Below are 19,473 nucleotides of genomic sequence, written 5' to 3' on the forward strand. Positions count from 1 at the left end.
TTGCAAAAATGTTGCCAAGTGAAACAGGACGATGTCGTGACCCATTTTCTTAATGATAACCTGTTGAAAGGGATGAATAAATATGTTTGCTCGTGATATTCTTGAACTTGTCGGTGGAACCCCTCTTGTCGAGATGCGGGGCCTTAATCCGAATAAAAATGTCAAGATTCTGGCTAAGCTGGAGTCCATGAACCCGGGCGGGTCCATTAAGGACCGTGCTGCCGGAGCCATGATCCGCAAAGCGGAGGAATCCGGGGAACTCACTCCAGACAAGATCATTATCGAGGCCACCTCCGGCAATACCGGGATCGGTCTGGCCATGGCCTGCGCGGTCAAGGGCTACAAGCTCATGCTGATCATGCCCGAGACAGCTTCCGAGGAACGCAAGATGATCATGCGCGCCTATGGGGCCGAGATCCTGCTCACCCCCGGACATCTTGCCACTGACGGGGCCATTGAACTGGCCTACCGGTATTACCGCGAGGAACCGGAAAAATACCTGCTCATGGATCAGTACAATAACGAGGCTTCAATCGACGCCCATTATTACGGAACCGGACAGGAAATCTGGGACCAGACCGGTGGCAGGGTTACCCATGTTGTGGCCTGTCTAGGAACTACAGGAACGGTGATGGGCATCACCAAGCGGCTAAAGGAGTTGAACAAGGACATCCAGATGATTGCCGTTGAGCCTGAGCCGGGGCACAAGATACAGGGCCTGAAGAACATGCAGGAATCCTATCCTCCCGGCATCTATGACAAGCAGAAGCTGGACCGGGTCATCCGGGTGCAGGATAATGATGCCTTTGAGGCCTGCCGCCGCCTTGCCCGCGAAGAGGGGGTGTTCGTGGGCATGAGTTCCGGTGCAGCCATGGCCGGAGCTGCGGCCATCGCTTCCGAGCTTAAGGACGGCCTTGTTGTGACCATTTTTCCCGATGGCGGGGAGAGATACCTTTCCACTCCGCTGTTCCGCCCGCAGGTACTCAAGGGCCCCAAGATTTTTGACCAGTGCACTGGAGATGATAAAGTCCTGTCCATCTCCGAGGCCGAGACCGGGCTGTTCACCATGGGGCCGTCCTTTGACAATCCCTATGATCCCGAAGCGTTCCGGCGCATCATTATGCTTGATGTAATGGCACGCCATCTTGAGCGCGAGGGAGCCAAGGTTTCGGCTCTGGTCGGTCTGGCGGACCTTGAAGATCAGACCCTTGCGGCTTCCCGCGAACGCGGTGTTGCCCGTGGAACATTTTCCACCGAGGTTGCCACGGCCATGCGCAAGGCCGCGGACCTGCTTGGGGTGCGCAAGACCATGCGCTTCGAGCGTTCTTCCGAATCCATTGACCGCACGGTTGAGCTCTGCCGGACACTGCTGGCGCGCGGACTGGCCTATGAGAAGCTGCGCTCGGTCTATTTCGATATCTCCCGAGACAAGGGGTATGGCAAGATGTCCAACATGGACATCGACAAGGTCAGCCTCGGCAAGACCGTGGATATGGATGATTACGTAAAAGAGAATCCGCGTGATTTCACCCTGCTCAAGCGGGCGACACTGCAGGATCTCAAGCTCGGTGATATCATCGAGACCGAGTGGGGCAATGTGCGGCCCAGCTGGTTCATGCAGCAGGCGGTTACCGCCCTTGAAGGCCTGCCCGGTGTAAGCCTGCTTCTGGCCGGGGAAATCCACCGTTTCCCGCATCTTGAGAATCTGCGTGCCATCTGGGCCGGGGCCGGGGTTTCACCGCAGGTCTGGATGGTGGCCCAGCCGGTACTTCCCGGCGGTTCCGTGCTTCCCTGTGTAGACGAGCTGATCGAAAAGGCCGGGCAGCCCATGGCTGTGCGTATGTGGATGCTGTCTTCGTCCTACAAGAAGCCGCTGGTCTGCAGTGATCAGGCGGTATCCATGTGGGTCAAGAACCAGCAGCGGGTACAGGAGCTTGCCGCAGGCCTGAGTGTTGTAGCAGGGGATTCCGGTGAAGTGTCCGAGGATATTGATCAGGAGGTGTTTACCCTCAAGAGCGGACTTTCGCAGGCACTTAACGACAACCTCAAGCTGCACCGCTTCTGGCCTATCCTGTTCAGCTTCACCAAGACCATCAACTCCCTGCTCAGCGCCGGGAAGCTTGTTGGTCGTGAAGCAAGGTTCTGCCTTGATCAGCTTCTTGAAGTTGACGAGATTCTCGGAATTCTCGACCATGACGCCATGCCGGTTCCGTTTGTTGCGCTGCCTGAAGATGCAAAGGATCTGCTCGAACAGCGCGAACTTGCCCGTGTCAAAAAGGATTTCACCACCGCCGATGCGTTGCGTGATAAATTGATGGAGCTGGGTTTCAACGTGGAAGACAGTGCCGAGGGTGCGCGGGTTTTCCGGGTTAAGTAGGGATTTGATGCGTTCTTTTAGAATTGAGGATGCCTTCGGCGGCTCTCCGAGGATGTCTTCAGCGGGACCGGAAGTGCTAAGCCCCTTTGGGGTCCCTGAGAGTTCGGATTGACATAGACTTATAGGTATTGCTGTTTATTGGTAATGCCTGCGGATACAAATAAACCCTCCCTTGTCGTTTGGTGCGGCGGGGGAGGGTTTTGATTCATCTTGGCCTGATTAAGTGTTTCACAGGTAAATCGAAAGATGTGTTCCTACTTTTTAGTCATCCGATAAACCCCATCCCAGACCTCACCTTCTGGTACCGGCGGGTTGAGCTTATGCTCCTGCGCGCGCTTGATGAATACATCACAGGGAGTGAACTTGGTGTCGTCAAACCGCTCGTATTTGTTGGCCTCAGTGTACAGTTCGATGGCCTTGTCCCAGTTCGTGGCAACATATTCCTCGCGTGCCTTGGCGAAAAGGTCGAAGAGGGTCTGTTCCTTTTCGGTCAGTTCGCCTTTCATGGCGACCAGCTCGTAGATGCGCACGGGCTCGTTCTTCCCGACAACCTGAATGTTGTCGATGAGGCGCGCTTCAACCAGATCCATTACTTTGTAAATCCGGCCTTCGACCTCCACTTCCTGCTCCAGCGTGAAATGGCTGACCGCGGTGAATATGCCGAACTGTTTGGCACCTTCTTCCAGACGGGCGGCGAGGTTAACCGAGTCGCCCATCATGGTGTAGTTCATGCGCATGGACGAACCCATGTTACCTACCACGATCTCGCCGGAGTTAACCCCGATTCTGGTACGCATCTTATGGACTACCTTGGGCCATTTCTCGCCCTTGGCCCATTGATCTTCCGGGAATCCCTTGGTGTTGCGGTCCGGTTCTTCGGGGAGCTGGTATTCCTTGGACCATTTATCGCGCAGCTCGTTGTTGGCGTTCTGCATGCGAACGGCTACACGGCAGGCGCGCAGGGCGTGGTCTGGTACATCCATGGGAGCACCAAAGAAGGCGATGATGGCGTCACCCTCGTACTTGTCGAGTGTTCCCCTTTCCTCGATGAGGATATCGGTCATGGCCGAAAGGTATTCGTTAAGCAGTTCAACAAGCTGCGGTGCGGTGAGCTTTTCAGAGAAGGTGGAGAAGCTCTGGATGTCGGTGAAGTAGGCGGTGATCTGCCTTGCTTCGCCGCCGAGCTCGGGCATTTCGCGGTTGGAGAACATCTCGTCAATGAGTTCCGGGGCCAGATATGATGAGAAGGTTGCCTGCAGGAATTTTTTCTGTCCTTCCTCGCGCCAGAACTTGATCAGGGTCAGCATGGTGAAGTTGAGGCCCAGTGCAATAAGGGAGTACATGGGGGTCAGGTAGGCGTTGTATTCCCGGAAAATGTACAGCGAACCGAACAGAATGGCCGTTCCCATACCAGCGATGGGCAGGATCATCCACAGGGAGCGGGTCCAGGTCAGCAGCAGGGTGGAGGCGATTCCGGCTGCCAGCACCAGCAGCAGTTCCAGACCGGGTACCCAGTCCGGTTTAAGGATGAAATCCTGTGTCAGGATGTTGTCTACGATGGTGGCATGCACCTCAACGCCCGGATAATCAGCAGCAAATGGAGTTACCCTGAGATCGCGCAGACCTGCGGCCGAAGTTCCCATGAAAATGATTTTGCCCTTGAGTTCCTTTTCCCCGACCTTGCCGCTGAGGATGTCCTTGGCGCTGTAGTAGGGGAATTCTTCCATGCCGCCGCGATAACGGACCAGCATCTGGCCCTTGGCGTCCACCGGGATGGTCGTTTTGCCCAGCCTGATGGATTCAATGCCGGTGATGTTTGTTTTGACGATAACGTTTTTGCGCCCCATTGCCTTCATGAGAGTTGCCAGCGCAAGGCTCGGGTACTGCTTGCCGTTCCACGTAATAATCAGCGGAACACGGCGGACAACACCGTCATAGTCGGTGATGCTGTTGTAGAATCCGCACAGGGGGGAGGCCTTTGCCAGAACAGGCAGCGGGCAGATTGCATCCAGTGCGGTAAGGGTCAGGTTTTGAATAGGCGGAGCATCTTTGGATTTGATCTGGGCTATGGGTAACGGGGCTACGAAGCAGGGTTGATCGTTGACGTCTGATTCCCTTGCGTGGGCAATGAAGTCGAAATAGAAACCCAGAACGTAGCGCCCCTGGCTGAGCACGCTTGCCAGAACCTCATCGTTGTCCATCAGTCCGGCCGGGAGACCCTTGAAATCGACTGTAACTCCCAGCTCGTTACGCAGGCTTTCCTGAATTGTAGCAGGCGAAGTACGGTCAGGTTCCCCGATAAGAATATCCAGTCCGGTAGAGAGGGCTCCTGCCTCCTGTATTTTTGCCAGCAGCAGGGCCATTCGGTAGCGGGGCCATGGCCACTGGCCGAGTTCTGCAAGGCTCTCGTCATCAATATCTATAATGGCCGGAACATTGGTCTTCTGCCCCACAGGACTGCTGCGCATGAACTGGTCGTATATTTTATAATCGACGAATTGAAGGATGGACGGCTGGAAAATGTACATTGCGGCGATCAGAACTGATGCGGTGAAGCCGGTAAGCAGCAGCAGTAACGTGTCTGAACTGAGGATTTTTTTCAATCTGCCCAACATTTTTTTTCTAGCCCCCGTTGGAAAATATGTTAAGATTTTACAAATGATGCCGACTTATAATGTATGAATCATCTGGATTTTTCAATTGAATTTATATATATAGATAGATGTAATCTCGTATGTGTAATGCAGAGGCGAGTGGTTTTTCAGCTAAATCGGGGGTTTGTGTCGTGATGTTCAAGCGTTTTTTTGCTGTGGCTGTATTAGCGTTCATGGTGGCTTTTTCCGCTTCCGGAGTGCTGGCGCAGCCTGCCATGTCGGAAGGGATGACCGCGACAAATCCCGATCAGATCGACGGCAAACCGTATCTGCTCAGTATTCTCAAGGACCTTCTTTCCACCCATGACCGCATCAAGGCCGTTGAAGCCCGTGTTGAATCTGCTGAACACCTTGTCTCGCAGAGCTGGTCCGGATGGACTCCTTCATTTGATGTTGCTGTGGAGGGCGGGCGTGAAGAAATCGATAAGCCCGGTGGCGGAACCAACAAGTACCGCAATGAACAGTCACTGACCGCAACCCAGCTGTTGTATGACTTCGGCGGAACTCCCGGCTCTATCGACAGTGCCAAGGCTTATCTGAATGAAAACAAGGCTGTCCTAGAAAGGGTCAAGCAGGATCTTATAATTGAGGGTGTTACAGCATACATGGGGCTTATCCGGGCCAGGGAAACCCTGAAGTACGCCATTCAGTCCGAAGAGAGCATGAAGCGCCTCTCCGGGATGGAGGAAACCCTTGTAAAACGCGGGGCCGGACTTTCCTATAAGGAACTCCAGATCAAGGCCCAGTTGGCCGGGGCAATGTCTTACCGTGTTACTCAGGAGAGGGCTCTTGAGACTGCCCGCAACCGGTTCAAGGCTGTTTACGGCTATCCCATAGCAACTGATGAGATCAAGAAAATGGTTCCTGTGACCATGCCTGCCCGATTCATGCCCGGAACCCTTGATGATGCCATCGCACAGGCCAACAAGCAGAACCCCATGCTGATTCAGATCCAGTACATCAAGGACCGTCTTGGTGAAGAGGTTAATGTTCAGGAAGCGACCCTTTATCCCAAGTTCGAGTTCGTGCTTGAGGGCAAGCGAAAGGAACAGGACCAGGGAGCAAGCGGGGTAAGGACTGAAAACAAAGCGACATTTCAGGTCAGTTATTCAGGATTTTCCGGTCTTTCGGAGTATGAAGGTGCCCAGTCTGCAAAGGCCAATCTGCGCGAAATTCGCAAGCAGGACCTCGATACCCGCCGCACAGTCGAGGAAAATGTCCGCAATGCATGGCTGGAGCTGATGACCCTGCGTAAGAACGCCGAGCTTTATCGCACACAGGCGAACATCACCGCGGAGTTTCTTGAGCTTATCAAGAAAAAAAGGGAAACCGGTGAGCAGGTCGAGCTTCTGGACATCCTTGTTGGAGAGCGTGACTATTCCACAGCTACCAGTGCCAGCGTTGCTGCGGACATCGATAATATAATTTTCGCCTACAGGCTGCTCTACCAGATGGGAATGATGAATCTCAGCGTATTTGAGTAGTATCAGGATAAACGTATGATGTTCTGTGAGAATTCCATGTGCGCATTGCCCATGGAATTCTCTTTTTTTTGATGATTTTCACTTCCGGCTGCAAAAGGACGTAACAGATGAGAGAATTGCTGCGCAGGCTGTCGCTGCATCCGTTTCTAGCTTTCGAAATCACGCTGGCCTCGCTATTTATCAATATTCTTTCGCTTGCTTCACCTATTTTTGTCATTCAGGTTCTTAACCGTTACGTCGGCTACGGCTTTGACGGCACGCTCATAACCCTGACCACAGGTATGCTGGTGGCCGGGTTCCTTTCACATGCTTTTACCATCGTCCGGGTGAGGCTTGCTTCTGCCGTGAATATAGAACCGGACAAGGCCCTTTCCGATGCCGTGCTGAGCTGTCTGGCCCGTGCGCGTATGAGCACTCTCGGACGTATTCACCCTGCACGAATCCATGAGCTTATGGGCGGTATCCAGACGGTTCAGGCGGGGTATGATGCTTCAGTCCTGTGTTCCGTACTCGACATGCCGTTCTTTCTCCTTTTTGTTGCCGCGGTCTTCTTTCTCAGTCCGATACTGGCTCTGATAACCCTTGCCGCTGTTTTCTGTACTCTGCTGTCCGGGTGGCTGGGGCTGCGCAAAGGTAAATTTCTCAATGATGCCATGCGTAACGAGTCCGTTGTGCACAGGGCCAACCTTTCCAATGCCATTTCCGGGGCCGATACGGTCAGGGCTTTCGGGGGCAAGGGGTATCTGGCAGGACTGTTTCAGGCCCAGTCTGAAAAAATACATAGAATCAAACAGGACATGGTCCAGAGCGGAACCAGGGGACAGGCCATGCTCCAGAGCCTGTCCATGCTTTTGCGGGTACTGGTCTATGCCCTCGGCGCGCGCGAGGTGGTTCACGGATCGCTCAGTACAGGCGGGCTTATCGGTGTGTCCATTTTATCCGGCAAGGCTCTGTCTGTTTCGGCTTCGTTCATGAAGTCGCGGGCCATGATCAGTCAGGCCGCGTCAATGATGCAGTCGCTGCAGGAGTTCATGCGCCAGCCTCTTGAGTCCGAAACGGGAACCGTTCTGAGTGACTACCGCGGGGCGCTTGAAATCAAGGACCTTGGTTTTGCCTATCCGGGTTCTACAGGGCCGCTTTTCGAAGGGCTGGATGTTGATCTCAGGCCCGGCAATGTGATGGTTATCACGGGACACAACGGCTCGGGAAAGACCACTCTTGTCCGTCTGCTGCTGGGGCTGCTTGATCCCGGACGGGGCCAAATTCTTGCCGGAGGCGTGGATATCCGGCAGTTGTCAGCTCCGTGGTGGCGGACCCAGATCATGTACCTGCCGCAGGAACCGACTTTTTTGAACGCAACGATCAAGGAGAATATCTGCATGAATGCTCCGGGACTCGATGACGAGCGGGTGCGCCGCATTGTCGAAGCCGCCGGATTGAAGCGATATTTGGACACAAGTGTGAAGGGACTTGAAGCCGAAATTGTCAATGGCGGCGCCGAACTTGCCGTGGGTATCCGGCGCAGGATGGCGCTTGCCCGTGCGCTTTCCGTGCGCGGGGCGGTTGCCATTCTGGATGAACCTGCCGAGGGGTTCGACATGGAGGGGCTCCGGATCATGGATATGGTCATCCAGAGTATGGTCAAGGCCAGGAAGACCCTCATCATAGTAACTCAGGACATGCGCATCATGCAGCGGGCCGATATAATTATTGATCTTGGCAGCAAACCCCGGCCGGAGGTTTCCTATACCGCCGACGCAAGAAAGGAGCGGGAGAGCGCGGGTGTGAAAGCAGAATCCGACAGGAATACCGAAAAGAAGTCCGACTCGGAACCTGAAACCGGGGAGGTCCAGTAATCATGGGCGAGAAAAAGAATTATCCCGGCGAAGTCAGGGCTGCGACTCATCTGTTTCTGTTTTTGTGCGTATTTATGTGTGCCGTGTTTTTCGGCTGGGCCTGTTATTTTGAACTGGATATCGTCAGTCAGGCTGAAGGTGAGGTAATCCCCAGTTCAAGGGTCAAGCCGGTTCAGCATCTCGAGGGCGGGATCATTCTGAAGATCAACGTCCGCGAGGGCGCGGAAGTTACCAAGGGGCAGGAGCTGGTGGAGCTCGAAGCCACTGCCAGCGACTCCAGCGTCGAAGAGCTTGATGTGCGGGTCACTTCGCTGCGGGTCAACATAGCCAGACTGGAGGCTGAGGACAAGGGGCTTGCCGAGCCGGAATATCCGCAGGATCTTGTTCAGGCTTTTCCTGTGCTGGTGGAGCGGTCTCAGGCACTTTTCCAGACCCGCAAGGACCGTCTTTCCAGTGACCTTGAATCCGAGGGTGAGAAGATCAAGCAGCGTGAACAGGATATAAAGCAGATTACCTCCCGGCAGCGTAATGCCCGTGATAGCCTGAAACTTCTGCGAGAGCAGATTGAGCTCAGCGCCGGACTGCTGGCCGACGGTCTGACTTCCCGCTACAAGCATCTGGGTTTTCTCAAGGAAGAGGCCAAGCTCAAGGGGGAGATTGAGGAAGACACCGCCAAGCTGGCCAAGGCAAGGTCTGCTCTGGTCCAGGCAAAGGCCGATATTCAGGAGATCACCAACTCCTATTATGCTTCCGTTCGCGAGGAACTTCAGGAAAACCGCAGGGAGCTTGAAGAGTTTTCCCAGCGCCTGCGCAAGTTCAAGGACAACCTCAAGCGCACAGTCATCCGTTCGCCGGTCGACGGGGTGGTCAAGACTCTGTACGTGGTCAGTGTCGGCGAGGTTGTGCGTCCGGGTATGACGATTATGGATGTTGTACCGGCCGGCGACAAGCTGGTCATCGAGGCCAGACTGCCCATCAGTGACATCGGTTATGTGAAGGACGGGCAGAAGGTTGTGGTCAAGCTGGCATCCAGGGATGCATCGCGGTTCGGCAACCTTGACGGAAAGGTAGTCAACATCAGTCCGGATGCCGATTCGACCGACCGCGGCCTGACCTTCTACCGGGTACTTATTGAAACAGACCGGGACTATTTTGAGCATGACGGCAATTTCTACAGGCTGTTCCCGGGCATAAGGGTTATAGCCGGGATTCATATCGGGACCCGCACGGTGCTGGAATACATTCTTGAGCCGTTCATGGGTTCCATGAGCTATTCCATGAGGGAACGATGATCAGTAATAAAGCCGAAAGTCCGGATCAGAAGGCCGAAAAAACACAGTGGATCGATACCCTGCCTCTTAATGCCCGGCGTGCGTTCGAGGAAGCGGTCAGGAAACATTCTGCCGGGAAATACGACGAGGCAGTGACCCATTATTCCATGGCCCTGTCCATGGAACCTGATGATCCCGTCATATGGACCAATCTCGGTGTGGCGCTACGCTCACAGGATAAAAACAAGGCTGCGGAAATGTGTTACCGCAGGGCCATTGCGCTTAAGCCTGATTCGCCGGGCAGCTGGAGCAACCTCGGAAACGTGCTTCGGCGCATGGGGCGCCTGAAGGAGGCCGTGAGCTGTCACCGCCGGGCAGTGGAGCTGGACCGCAAATTCTACGATGCATACTATAACATGGGACTGGTTCTGCAGGATTTAGGCAAGCTTGATGAATCCATAAGAATTTTTGATTACTGCCTGAAGCGTAAGCCTGGGAATGTGAACATCAACTGGGACCGTTCTCTGGCTCTGCTTGCCAAAGGTGATTTCCTGAACGGATTTGAGGCTTACGAATACCGCTGGCAGAGGGAAGAGCTGCGCGAACGGCATTTCCGCCAGCTGCTGTGGGACGGATCCCCGTTGGAAGGTCGGAGGCTTTTTCTTTACACCGAACAGGGGTTCGGGGATACGCTTCATTTCTGTCGCTATGTCACGGAAGCTGCCCGTGCGGGCGGAAAGGTCGTGCTGGAATGCCAGCCGGAGCTGAAAAGTCTGCTCAAGGGCCTTGAAGGGCTTGATGATATTCTAAGTACCGGAGATCCTCTTCCGGAATTCGATGTACAGGCTCCATTGATGAGCCTGCCGCGCATTATGAAGCACGATATTGATACCATTCCCAATCATTGTCCCTACATAAAGCCTCCGGCACAGGCCGGTTTCCCGGTCCATGTGCCGCCCGGCACCCGGAAGAAGATAGGTATTGCCTGGGCAGGTAAACCGACCCATAAAAATGACCACAATCGTTCCATAGGCATTGAACAGTTTCTTACGTTTTCCTCTATTCCGGGCGTTACACTCTATTCCCTTCAAAAGGGGCCGGAAATAGCTCAGCGCGAAGGGCACGCCTGCGGTGTGCTGGTACGGGAACTGGCAGGAGGGTGTGATGATTTTGCGGACACCGCCAAGGTCATGCTGCAACTGGATCTCATAATTACCGTGGACACCTCAATTGCACATCTTGCCGGTGGGCTCGGCCTGCCGGTCTGGGTGGCCGTCCCCTACAATCCGGACTGGCGCTGGATGCGCAGGAGGACAGATTCACCGTGGTATCCGACCATGACTCTCTTCCGGCAGAAAAAACCGGGAGAATGGGATACTGTATTTCAGGCCATGTACAGAAAGATCAGGAAAGAGATAGGGCAGTAATGAATCTGTAATCTATTTTTTTATGCTTACAGGGCTGGACGCGAGTGTACGGCTGGGGTTAGTGTTTACTTATGGCTGGTAAAGGGCTTGGCCCGCAGGGATGTATTCTATACTGACAGGGGTTTTGATGACGGGGACAAATATTCTGCTCAAGGCTGGCACAAACGAGGTTGAACTGCTTGAGCTGTATCTTGACGAGGGCAGCGGGGAAAGTCTGAAGCGTTGGTCCTTCGGCCTGAATGTTGCCAAAGTGAAGAAAATCGTCAAGGAAGCGGACCTGAAGAATTTTTCCGGACGTGGCCGCAGCAACTCCTCCGTGAATGCGACTGCGATGGTCGACACCAAGAGTCCTCTGGTGCTCGGCATGTTTGAATACATGGGCTCGGTTATTCCGCTGATTGACCTCTGCGGCTGGCTGAGGATGGAAAAGGTGCGCGGAAACAATCGCATGGTGCTGATTACCGAATTCAACGAGGTTGTCAGCGCCTTTCTTGTTTCAGGCGTGAATAGGATCCATCGCATAAGCTGGGGGGAGCTTGAATCCCTGCAGGGCGGCATGGCCCGTCTTGTAGAGGGAACCATTATAGGAACGGTCAAACTTACCAACCCAGACCGCATTCTACAGGTTCTCGACCTTGAGCAGGTTTTGGAGGACATAAGCCCCGGCAAGCGCGATACTGCGTTCATGCAGGTTGAAGAGGTCAGGGAAAAGAAATACACCGCCATGTGTGCCGATGATTCCCGCTCCATGCGCAATCTGGTTCGTCAGTCACTAGAGCGGGGCGGATTTGAAGTCAGCGCCTATTCCAATGGTCTGGAGTTATGGAGCGCACTTGAAGGTGTGTCTGCAATGGCTCAGAAAACAGGGCGTCCGGCCAGCGATTTTCTGCAGCTCGTGGTTTCCGATATAGAAATGCCGGGCATGGACGGGCATGCTGTGACCCGCAGGATCAAGGACGATCCATACCTGAGAGACCTGACCGTCTATCTATTTTCTTCCCTCATAACCGAAGAACTGCTGCATAAGGGCGAATCGGTCGGTGCCGACAGGCAGTATTCGAAACCGCAGATCGCAACTCTTGTAAGGCAGGCTCGGGAAGATATTGAAGCACTGCATCCGTAGCCTGTGCTCCTTCAGCAAGTCCTGAGGGGGATGGTGAAATGGTTGGGTCAGTTTCGCAAAATATAATTTTCATGTGGCAGTTTCAAAAGCAATAGCCTGAAACTGATAGGGATTCCAAAGGGGCTGAGCTCCTTTGGCCGCCGGAGGCGAAATACGATCTCCAAAAGCGCGTAACGCATCAAAATCAAGTCCCGGGGGGCCCCGAGGCTTTCCCTGCTAAGCTATCTGGGAGCAAGGTTGATCTGTACTTTTTGAGAAACGGCCTTGCGGCGGTATTTCTGCCGGTATCCGGTAGCGAAATCCGTGGCTTCCTGCTCGGAGTCAAACATCTTTATGAACAGGTAGTACCAGAATTGCCGACCGGGTTTTTCCCGGACAAAGATAAATGGCTCATAGCCCCGCGACTTGACTGTTTTTGCCCCTTCTTCGGCCTCGTTTAAGCTCGGATAAATTCCTCCTCGCACAAGGTATCTGGTAAGAATCTCTCCTGCTGGCAGGGATTCGGGTGCTGTTGATTCCGGCGGCAACCCCGATTCATGACGCAGAACTTCCGGGGCTTTGAGTCTGCTGCCGTCGTAGACCAGATCTTCCACCGGAACCACTGTGAATTCACAACCCACCTTTTCAGGAAAATCCAGTTCAAATTTCCATTTTCCGGGTTGCAGTTCGTAGCTTTCGGAAAAATTCCAGCCCGCGAAATATTTCTCTCCCGGCTTAAGCAGGACAGGGAAAGTGTGGATGGTCGTGAATCCTATCCCCGAAGGAGAGGGGAGTCTTGGGTGGGTGATGCGCAGCATTGTGGTGGCAGGTTCGTTGCCTTCAAGGTAGAATTCGAATCCGAACGAGGCCCCCATGATTGCTTCTACTTCCTCAGTCTCCTCCAGAAGGGCATATTCCTTTAACTGCATTACCTGCTTGTTGAGCGTGGAGGAATCTGTGGGGATCAACTGGTATAGCCCCCTGCCGAGGATCTTGATCGGTTCTGCAGGTGATACGGACGGGGCCAGCAATGCAATAACGAGCAGCATCGTGACCAAAGCAATAGTTCTGGCGAAGCAGCGCATTTGATAGTAACTGTCCTCTGAATTGGATTGAGCCTTTTTTGTTTATAGAGATTTGTTATTTTTCTGTAAATATAATCAGCATAATAATTCGGGTCTGAATATGGGTAAAGAGCAGAGCAAGGCGGCAAAGCGGCGTTTTAACATAGGTCCGTTTCATACACGGTTCTTTGTGGGTGATGGAATAGATGTCGGGGGCGGTCCCGATCCGCTTGGGCAGTATGCCGGAATATTTGCCCGTATGCGTTCATGCAGGACCTGGGACAAGGATGACGGCGATGCCATGCTCATGGAAGGCGTTGCAGACAGTTCCTACGACTTTCTGCATTCCAGCCATTGCCTTGAAGACCTGGAAGATGTGAACATTGCCCTGAAAAACTGGATTCGTATAGTCAGGCCCGGCGGATTTCTGATCATAACCGTTCCTGATGAGGATATGTACGAGCAGGGATTCTGGCCCAGCCGCTATAATCGGGACCACAAGTGGACTTTTACCGTCTACAAGACTCAGTCGTGGTCGCCGAGGTCCGTTAATGTGCTTGATCTGGTCACCGGGTTCGGCGGGCAGGTTTATCTTGAAAAGCTGGAAGTGGTGCGAGACTTTTTCCGTATGAGTCTGGCCGAGAAAAAGATTGACCAGACCCGCACGCCTGTCTGTGAAAGCTGCATTGAGTTCATTCTGCGCAAACTATAATTGCTCTTCTCCGCTGGCGATAAGCTCCAGACTGTCAGCGTCGATGATTTCAATGGTGTTTTTTTCCACCCTGATCAATCCCTGATCGCTCATTTTTTTGAATATGCGCGAGAGCGTTTCCTGAATTGTCCCCAGATAAGCGGCGATCTGCCCTTTGGGGAGGTCAAGAGTCAGCATGCTGGAGTTCTGGGTTGACTTGAGCAGCAGCAGGTAGCTGGCAAGCCTTCCGGGAACTTCGGCAAGGCTCAGGGCTGCCACATGGTTGACCATCTGGCGCAGGCGTCCTGAAAGCAGGGCCAGCATGGACATGGCCAGCTCCGGGTCTTCCCTTATGATGGACTCGAATTTGTCCCGCGAAAAATAGAGCAGGGTCGACTTGCTCAGGGCCATGGAGCTCGCCGGATAGCTGCTGCCCTGAAATACGGGAACTTCACCGAATATTTCACCCGGCCCGAAGATATGGATGATCTGTTCTTTTCCGGAAAGGGATTCGCGGTAGATTTTTACCTTGCCTGAAACAATGCTGTAAAATCCTTTCGCCTTTTCTCCAGCCACGAAAATCTGTTCGCCCTTTACCAGTTCACGAGGAATTGCCACGGATTCAATCCGTGCTAGCTGCTCCGGAGACAGGTTGGAGAACAGATTAATTTTTCCTAAGTCTTGTGTCTTTTTCATTACAATTGCTTTTTATAATCCTTCCGGATTGGCTAAATGACTTAAGTCAGGTAATGGTTCATTTTTTTTGTGTATGAACAAAACAAGTGCCAGATAACATTTACAGGAGAGCTTTTCCATGAATAATACATCCTCCATAAATATTTGCCGCGGAATTGAAGGCGGAGAATGCCGTTTTGCCCTTTTCGTGTCTGATGGTTTTGCTGCGGAAATAGAGAGGACGGTAAACGAATCCGGATGGCCGGAATTCCTCAGGGAACGTTATGGGGAGAAGATCAATCGCCATAAGGCATTTACGGTGAATGGTTCCGCATGTCCCAACGGCTGTTCCCGGCCGCACATTTCAGACATCGGATTGATCCGGTCCTGTGTGCCTGTCATTGACCACGACAACTGCATCCGTTGTGAGGAATGTGTGCGGGCCTGTCCAGACGAGGCCATGGAACTGACAGACGGACGGGTGGTGATAACCCGTGAGAAATGCCTTGTCTGCGGATTCTGCGTGAGTTCCTGCCCAACCGAGGTCATTTCATGCTCCCGCAACGGATGGAGGGTGCTGGCTGGCGGGCGTCTAGGCAGGCATCCCCGACTCGGTACGGAGCTTCCCGGCGTATATTCCAGTGAAGAAGTACTGAGCATAATAAGCAAGTCCCTCAGGCTTTGGATGGATAACTACGATGATGGCAAGCGTTTCGGCTGGATCATGGACCGCATCGGCTATGAAAAGCTGCTTGAGGATTGATGGCATTGGGTTACATTGATCGTGTCCATTCCCTTGGATACATGAGTTATTTCCGGCGTTCCGGCGGAGCCGAGGCATGAAACCTTACTAAAGGAGTTATCTTGGGTCTTTTCCTGATCGTCATTTCATATGTGTTGCTGGGTACTCATGCGCTGCGGGCAGGGGACTGGGGGCTGGCTGTGTTCATGTCCGGCTGTGCCGTGCTGAGCTTCTCCCGTGAACGCTGGGTTGGCAACATGACCTCAGTTCTGCTCGGTTTTGGGGCCATCATCTGGCTTGACAGGGGAGCAGACCTGATCGGATTGCGTGTCGGGACCGGGGGAGACTGGGTGCGTCTTGCCTTGATCATGAGTGCTCTCTTTGCCCTGACTCTGTTTGCTTCAGCCTACTCCTTCTCTGCGGCAGGGCGCGAGAGGTTCGGCCTGAACTCTGAAACGGGATGGTTTAGGGCATCCATATTCCTGCTTACTGCCCTGTTGCTGGAAATCTGCCGCAGCAAGGTATCATTTCCAATCCTTATGCTTGATCGCTTTTTCCCGGGCTGGGGCAGGGCAGAGATTTTTGCCCTGGCCCTCTATGCCTCGTGGGTGGGCGGCAGGATGTATGACCCTGATGGTTCCAGAAAGACCCGGCCCCTGATCTGGGCTCTTTTTTCCTTAGTATTTTTCGGTCAGTTGGGACTCGGGCTTGCCGGAGCGGAAATGTTTCTGATGACCGGCAGACTGCACCTGCCCGTACCCGCCCTTATTGCAGCCGGGCCTGTTTTCCGGGGCTCCGGGTTTTTCATGCCTATTCTGTTTACGGTTTCCGTATTGCTGGTCGGTCCGGCATGGTGCAGTCACCTGTGCTACATCGGCGCGTGGGATGATGTTTCCAGCCGTGTTTCCGGTAAAAAGCCTTCGCGCAAATTTCCGGGCACTCTCATCTGGTTGAGGCTGGTCCTGCTGTTTGTTGTTGTAGGGGCGGCATGGGCCATGAGGGAAGCCGGTGTTCTGGGCATGACTGCTGTCTGGTGGGCAGCAGGATTCGGCCTTGTTGGGATTCTGGTAATGCTCGTATTCTCCCGCCGCATGGGCATGATGGTTCACTGTACGGCCTTCTGTCCCATGGGAATTGTTTCAAACCTGCTTGGGCGTATTTCTCCATGGCGTATGAAGATTGATTCGAACTGTTGCAAATGCCTAAAGTGCAGCAAGGCATGTCGGTACAATGCGTTGAAGAAATCAGATATTGAGGCCGGGCGTCCCGGACTGTCCTGCACACTTTGCGGGGATTGTGTCTCAACCTGCTCCTCCGCAAGTATCGGGTACAGGTTGCCGTTTCTATCCGCTGGTATTTCGCGCAAGGTGTTTCTGGTAATGGTAGTATCGCTCCATGCCCTGTTTCTCGGAGTTGCCCGTATCTGATGGTTATATACGGTTGTTCAGGACAACTGCCTTTTAAGATTCAATATAGTGAAGCCTCGCATCCAGTTTGTGGATTGCGGGGCTTCAATTTTTTTGAGCTTGATTAATATTTAATGGGCTGTCTGCCGAAGTTCTCTCCTGCCTTTAATAACGGTCCTGTTTTTTAGTTTCTTCCTGTTCCTTCGTGACGATGCAAAATCTGTTTTCTAAAATAGTCACATCTCTCCAAAAATACTTCACAAAATCATTGCCAGTAATTATTCTTAATTAAGACACAATATGGTTTGCAAAAAATGTTTCACTGTTTGGCAGGTTGTGGTAGTTTCATAATTGAATCATCTAATTTGTTCTATAATCCGTAGGAGGTTTTATATGGGGCGTTCAGTAGCCATTGATGTTGATGCCTGTATAGGTTGCGAGGCGTGTGTTGAAGAAGCTCCGGAAGTATTTGCTATGGGGCCCGGCGACATCGCCCAGGTAATCAACCCTGAGGGCGGGGATGAGGAGCGCATTGAGTCCGCGATGGACCTGTGCCCTGCCAACTGTATCTACTGGGAAGAATAAAAAGATTTGAAAAAGTCATCCTCTTGACCTGAATCAAATACTTTCTGACTCCGTTTCCCTAGTTTGGACTCAACGAATGGGAAATCAATCCTGAAGCGGGATGGGCGTACCGGTCCTACCCGTTTCAGGTCAAACTTCAAAAAGTATTTTCAGGGTGGAGGAATTTTTATGGCTTTTGATCTGAATCAAATATTTAAAAAGATAACTTCTATATTCGGTAGTGAAGAAGTAGAAAACAAAATACCTGCAAAGGAGTTAAACATGTTTTGCAACCAGTGTGAACAGACAGCAAAGGGACAGGGCTGCACCGTTAAGGGTGTATGTGGCAAAACCAGCGAAGTTTCCGCTATTCAGGATCTTCTGGTTCAGGTGCTCTTTGAGCTCGGAACAGTTGCCACTGCAGCCCGCAAGGAAGGTATTGAGGTTTCCAACGCTGTAAACCGCCTTACCGCCGAAGCAGTTTTCTCAACCCTCACCAACGTGAACTTTGATGACGAAAGATTTGTACCGGTCATCAAGAAGGTTGCGGCAGCCCGCGACGAACTCGCAGCAAAGGTTAAGGCTGATTGCGGCGAACTGACCAGGGTTGCAGGCTCCGCAGCCGAACTCAGCAGGCAGGGCGAAGCTTTCCCCGTAACCGCATTTGATGCAAACGAAGACCTGCGCTCCCTCAAGCAGATCATTGTATACGGCCTCAAGGGTGTTGCAGCCTACACCGACCATGCTGCCATCCTCGGGCAGGAAGATGACAACCTGTATGCCCAGATTCATGAAGCCCTTGCCGCCGTTCCCCAGACTCTCGGACTTGAGGAACTGGTAGGAATCGCCATGAAGTGTGGTGAAATGAACCTCAAGGCCATGGAACTGCTCGATGCAGGTAACACAGGCACATACGGTCATCCCGTACCCACCGAAGTTCCCCTCGGTGCAAAATCCGGTAAGGCCATCCTCGTTTCCGGTCACGATCTCAAGGATCTGCGCCAGCTTCTTGAACAGACCGAAGGAACAGGCATCAATATTTACACCCACGGCGAAATGCTGCCCTGCCACGGTTATCCCGAGCTGAAGAAGTTCGACCACTTCTACGGACATTACGGTACCGCATGGCAGAATCAGGCCAAGGAATTTGCAGAGTTCCCCGGTGCGATCCTCATGACCACCAACTGCATCCAGAAGCCCGTTGAAAGCTACAAGGGCAACATCTTCACTACCGGCCTTGTAGGCTGGCCCGGTGTAACCCATGTCGCCAACGGCGATTTCTCTGCAGTGATCGAAAAGGCCAAGGCTCTGCCCGGTTTCGCCGCAGATACCGACAAGGGCGCGGTTCTCTGCGGGTTCGCACGCAACACTGTTCTTGGAGTTGCCGACAAGGTTATCGAAGGTGTCAAGTCCGGCGCGATCAAGCACTTCTTCCTCGTAGGCGGATGTGACGGAGCCAAGCCCGGACGTAACTACTACACCGATTTCGTTGAGCAGACCCCTGCTGATACTATTGTCCTGACCCTTGCCTGCGGAAAGTTCCGCTTCTTCGACAAGAAGCTCGGTGACATTGGCGGCATCCCCCGTCTGCTTGATATCGGCCAGTGCAACGATGCCTATTCCGCAATCCAGATTGCAGTAGCACTCGCCGGTGCATTCGAATGCGGCGTAAACGACCTGCCGCTGTCCCTGGTCCTGTCCTGGTACGAGCAGAAGGCGGTTTCCATCCTGCTGACCCTGCTGCACCTCGGCATCAAGGACATCCGCCTCGGGCCCTCCCTGCCCGCATTCGTAACCCCCAACGTGCTGAACTTCCTCGTTGAAAACTTCAACATTATGCCTATCAGCACCCCTGAAGAAGATTTGAAGGCTATCCTCGGATAGGGGATGCCTCCGGCGGCTGGGGAGGGGAAACTTTTTGTAAAAAGTTTCCCCTCCCCAGACCCCACCCCTTCAAAAACTTTTAATAAGCGTTCGCTCTTGGTTCCGGATGATTATTACTTAACTTCCAGATTTATATCGTACCCGGCAGAGCATCGTTTGACATTTAATACAAATTTTCCGCTTCCGGTTTATTCGTGAGGCACAGTTGAAGAAGATGACAAGGTCTAAAACAATTAAAACGTTTTGTGATTTATAATAAATTTTGAAATATGGTTA

General features: G+C 53.0%; 14 protein-coding genes. 11 read left to right on the top strand and 3 right to left on the bottom strand.

Annotated features, from left to right (window positions below):
• Positions 1-82 precede the first annotated feature (82 nt).
• A complete protein-coding gene (locus N7E73_RS13835; RefSeq protein ID WP_432735461.1) occupies positions 83-2,377 on the top strand; it encodes a cysteine synthase in 2,295 nt (764 codons plus the stop codon).
• Between the two features lie 254 nt (positions 2,378-2,631).
• Here the strand turns inward: N7E73_RS13835 and N7E73_RS13840 are convergent, their stop codons facing one another.
• Positions 2,632-4,992 (bottom strand): CHASE2 domain-containing protein, encoded by a 2,361-nt coding sequence (locus N7E73_RS13840; protein ID WP_432735462.1) that lies wholly within the window; start codon positions 4,990-4,992, stop codon positions 2,632-2,634.
• Between the two features lie 173 nt (positions 4,993-5,165).
• On the opposite strand from N7E73_RS13840, the gene N7E73_RS13845 reads away from it, so the two are divergent.
• The 5 genes from N7E73_RS13845 to N7E73_RS13865 all read left to right on the top strand — a co-directional run bounded on the left by N7E73_RS13845 (position 5,166) and on the right by N7E73_RS13865 (position 12,192).
• Positions 5,166-6,515 (top strand): TolC family protein, encoded by a 1,350-nt coding sequence (locus N7E73_RS13845; protein ID WP_432735463.1) that lies wholly within the window; start codon positions 5,166-5,168, stop codon positions 6,513-6,515.
• Positions 6,516-6,622: 107 nt separating this feature from the next.
• Complete coding sequence (locus N7E73_RS13850; protein ID WP_432735464.1) at positions 6,623-8,371, top strand: ATP-binding cassette domain-containing protein; 1,749 nt, start codon at positions 6,623-6,625, stop codon at positions 8,369-8,371.
• A 2-nt stretch (positions 8,372-8,373) separates the two neighbouring features.
• A complete protein-coding gene (locus N7E73_RS13855; protein ID WP_432735465.1) occupies positions 8,374-9,663 on the top strand; it encodes an HlyD family type I secretion periplasmic adaptor subunit in 1,290 nt (429 codons plus the stop codon).
• Positions 9,660-11,069 (top strand): tetratricopeptide repeat protein, encoded by a 1,410-nt coding sequence (locus tag N7E73_RS13860; protein WP_432735466.1) that lies wholly within the window; start codon positions 9,660-9,662, stop codon positions 11,067-11,069. Before N7E73_RS13855 ends, N7E73_RS13860 begins: the two co-directional genes overlap by 4 nt.
• 127 nt (positions 11,070-11,196) lie before the next feature.
• The gene (locus N7E73_RS13865; RefSeq protein ID WP_432735467.1) at positions 11,197-12,192 is read left to right on the top strand and encodes a chemotaxis protein; all 996 of its coding nucleotides are present in this window, start codon (positions 11,197-11,199) and stop codon (positions 12,190-12,192) included.
• 221 nt (positions 12,193-12,413) lie between these two features.
• On the opposite strand, the gene N7E73_RS13870 is transcribed toward N7E73_RS13865, so the two are convergent.
• The gene (locus tag N7E73_RS13870) at positions 12,414-13,256 is read right to left on the bottom strand and encodes a DUF3859 domain-containing protein (RefSeq protein ID WP_432735468.1); all 843 of its coding nucleotides are present in this window, start codon (positions 13,254-13,256) and stop codon (positions 12,414-12,416) included.
• 100 nt (positions 13,257-13,356) lie between these two features.
• On the opposite strand from N7E73_RS13870, the gene N7E73_RS13875 reads away from it, so the two are divergent.
• Positions 13,357-13,947 (top strand): methyltransferase domain-containing protein, encoded by a 591-nt coding sequence (locus N7E73_RS13875; RefSeq protein WP_432735469.1) that lies wholly within the window; start codon positions 13,357-13,359, stop codon positions 13,945-13,947.
• Here the strand turns inward: N7E73_RS13875 and N7E73_RS13880 are convergent.
• Positions 13,942-14,622: a Crp/Fnr family transcriptional regulator gene (locus N7E73_RS13880; protein ID WP_432735471.1), complete on the bottom strand. Its 681-nt coding sequence runs from the start codon at positions 14,620-14,622 to the stop codon at positions 13,942-13,944. The two genes, N7E73_RS13875 and N7E73_RS13880, sit on opposite strands and share 6 nt — an antisense overlap.
• 118 nt (positions 14,623-14,740) lie before the next feature.
• On the opposite strand from N7E73_RS13880, the gene N7E73_RS13885 reads away from it, so the two are divergent.
• The 4 genes from N7E73_RS13885 to hcp all read left to right on the top strand — a co-directional run bounded on the left by N7E73_RS13885 (position 14,741) and on the right by hcp (position 19,197).
• Complete coding sequence (locus N7E73_RS13885) at positions 14,741-15,364, top strand: 4Fe-4S binding protein (RefSeq protein WP_432735472.1); 624 nt, start codon at positions 14,741-14,743, stop codon at positions 15,362-15,364.
• Between the two features lie 101 nt (positions 15,365-15,465).
• Entirely contained in the window at positions 15,466-16,770 is a 1,305-nt protein-coding gene (locus N7E73_RS13890) for a 4Fe-4S binding protein (RefSeq protein ID WP_432735473.1), read from the top strand.
• Positions 16,771-17,142: 372 nt separating this feature from the next.
• The gene (locus N7E73_RS13895) at positions 17,143-17,334 is read left to right on the top strand and encodes a ferredoxin (protein ID WP_432735474.1); all 192 of its coding nucleotides are present in this window, start codon (positions 17,143-17,145) and stop codon (positions 17,332-17,334) included.
• A gap of 261 nt (positions 17,335-17,595) precedes the next feature.
• Positions 17,596-19,197 (top strand): hydroxylamine reductase, encoded by a 1,602-nt coding sequence (gene hcp / locus N7E73_RS13900; protein ID WP_432735475.1) that lies wholly within the window; start codon positions 17,596-17,598, stop codon positions 19,195-19,197.
• Positions 19,198-19,473 lie beyond the last annotated feature (276 nt).

This window comes from Maridesulfovibrio sp. FT414 (assembly GCF_050916235.1).
Taxonomy (GTDB): Bacteria; Desulfobacterota; Desulfovibrionia; order Desulfovibrionales; family Desulfovibrionaceae; genus Maridesulfovibrio.

Bases quoted from the DNA above. Each gene is read 5' to 3' on its own strand.
- N7E73_RS13835 (WP_432735461.1), top strand. From the start codon at position 83: ATGTTTGCTCGTGATATTCTTGAACTTGTCGGTGGAACCCCTCTTGTC.
- N7E73_RS13840 (WP_432735462.1), bottom strand. From the start codon at position 4,992: ATGTTGGGCAGATTGAAAAAAATCCTCAGTTCAGACACGTTACTGCTG.
- N7E73_RS13845 (WP_432735463.1), top strand. From the start codon at position 5,166: ATGTTCAAGCGTTTTTTTGCTGTGGCTGTATTAGCGTTCATGGTGGCT.
- N7E73_RS13850 (WP_432735464.1), top strand. From the start codon at position 6,623: ATGAGAGAATTGCTGCGCAGGCTGTCGCTGCATCCGTTTCTAGCTTTC.
- N7E73_RS13855 (WP_432735465.1), top strand. From the start codon at position 8,374: ATGGGCGAGAAAAAGAATTATCCCGGCGAAGTCAGGGCTGCGACTCAT.
- N7E73_RS13860 (WP_432735466.1), top strand. From the start codon at position 9,660: ATGATCAGTAATAAAGCCGAAAGTCCGGATCAGAAGGCCGAAAAAACA.
- N7E73_RS13865 (WP_432735467.1), top strand. From the start codon at position 11,197: ATGACGGGGACAAATATTCTGCTCAAGGCTGGCACAAACGAGGTTGAA.
- N7E73_RS13870 (WP_432735468.1), bottom strand. From the start codon at position 13,256: ATGCGCTGCTTCGCCAGAACTATTGCTTTGGTCACGATGCTGCTCGTT.
- N7E73_RS13875 (WP_432735469.1), top strand. From the start codon at position 13,357: ATGGGTAAAGAGCAGAGCAAGGCGGCAAAGCGGCGTTTTAACATAGGT.
- N7E73_RS13880 (WP_432735471.1), bottom strand. From the start codon at position 14,622: ATGAAAAAGACACAAGACTTAGGAAAAATTAATCTGTTCTCCAACCTG.
- N7E73_RS13885 (WP_432735472.1), top strand. From the start codon at position 14,741: ATGAATAATACATCCTCCATAAATATTTGCCGCGGAATTGAAGGCGGA.
- N7E73_RS13895 (WP_432735474.1), top strand. From the start codon at position 17,143: ATGGGGCGTTCAGTAGCCATTGATGTTGATGCCTGTATAGGTTGCGAG.
- hcp (WP_432735475.1), top strand. From the start codon at position 17,596: ATGTTTTGCAACCAGTGTGAACAGACAGCAAAGGGACAGGGCTGCACC.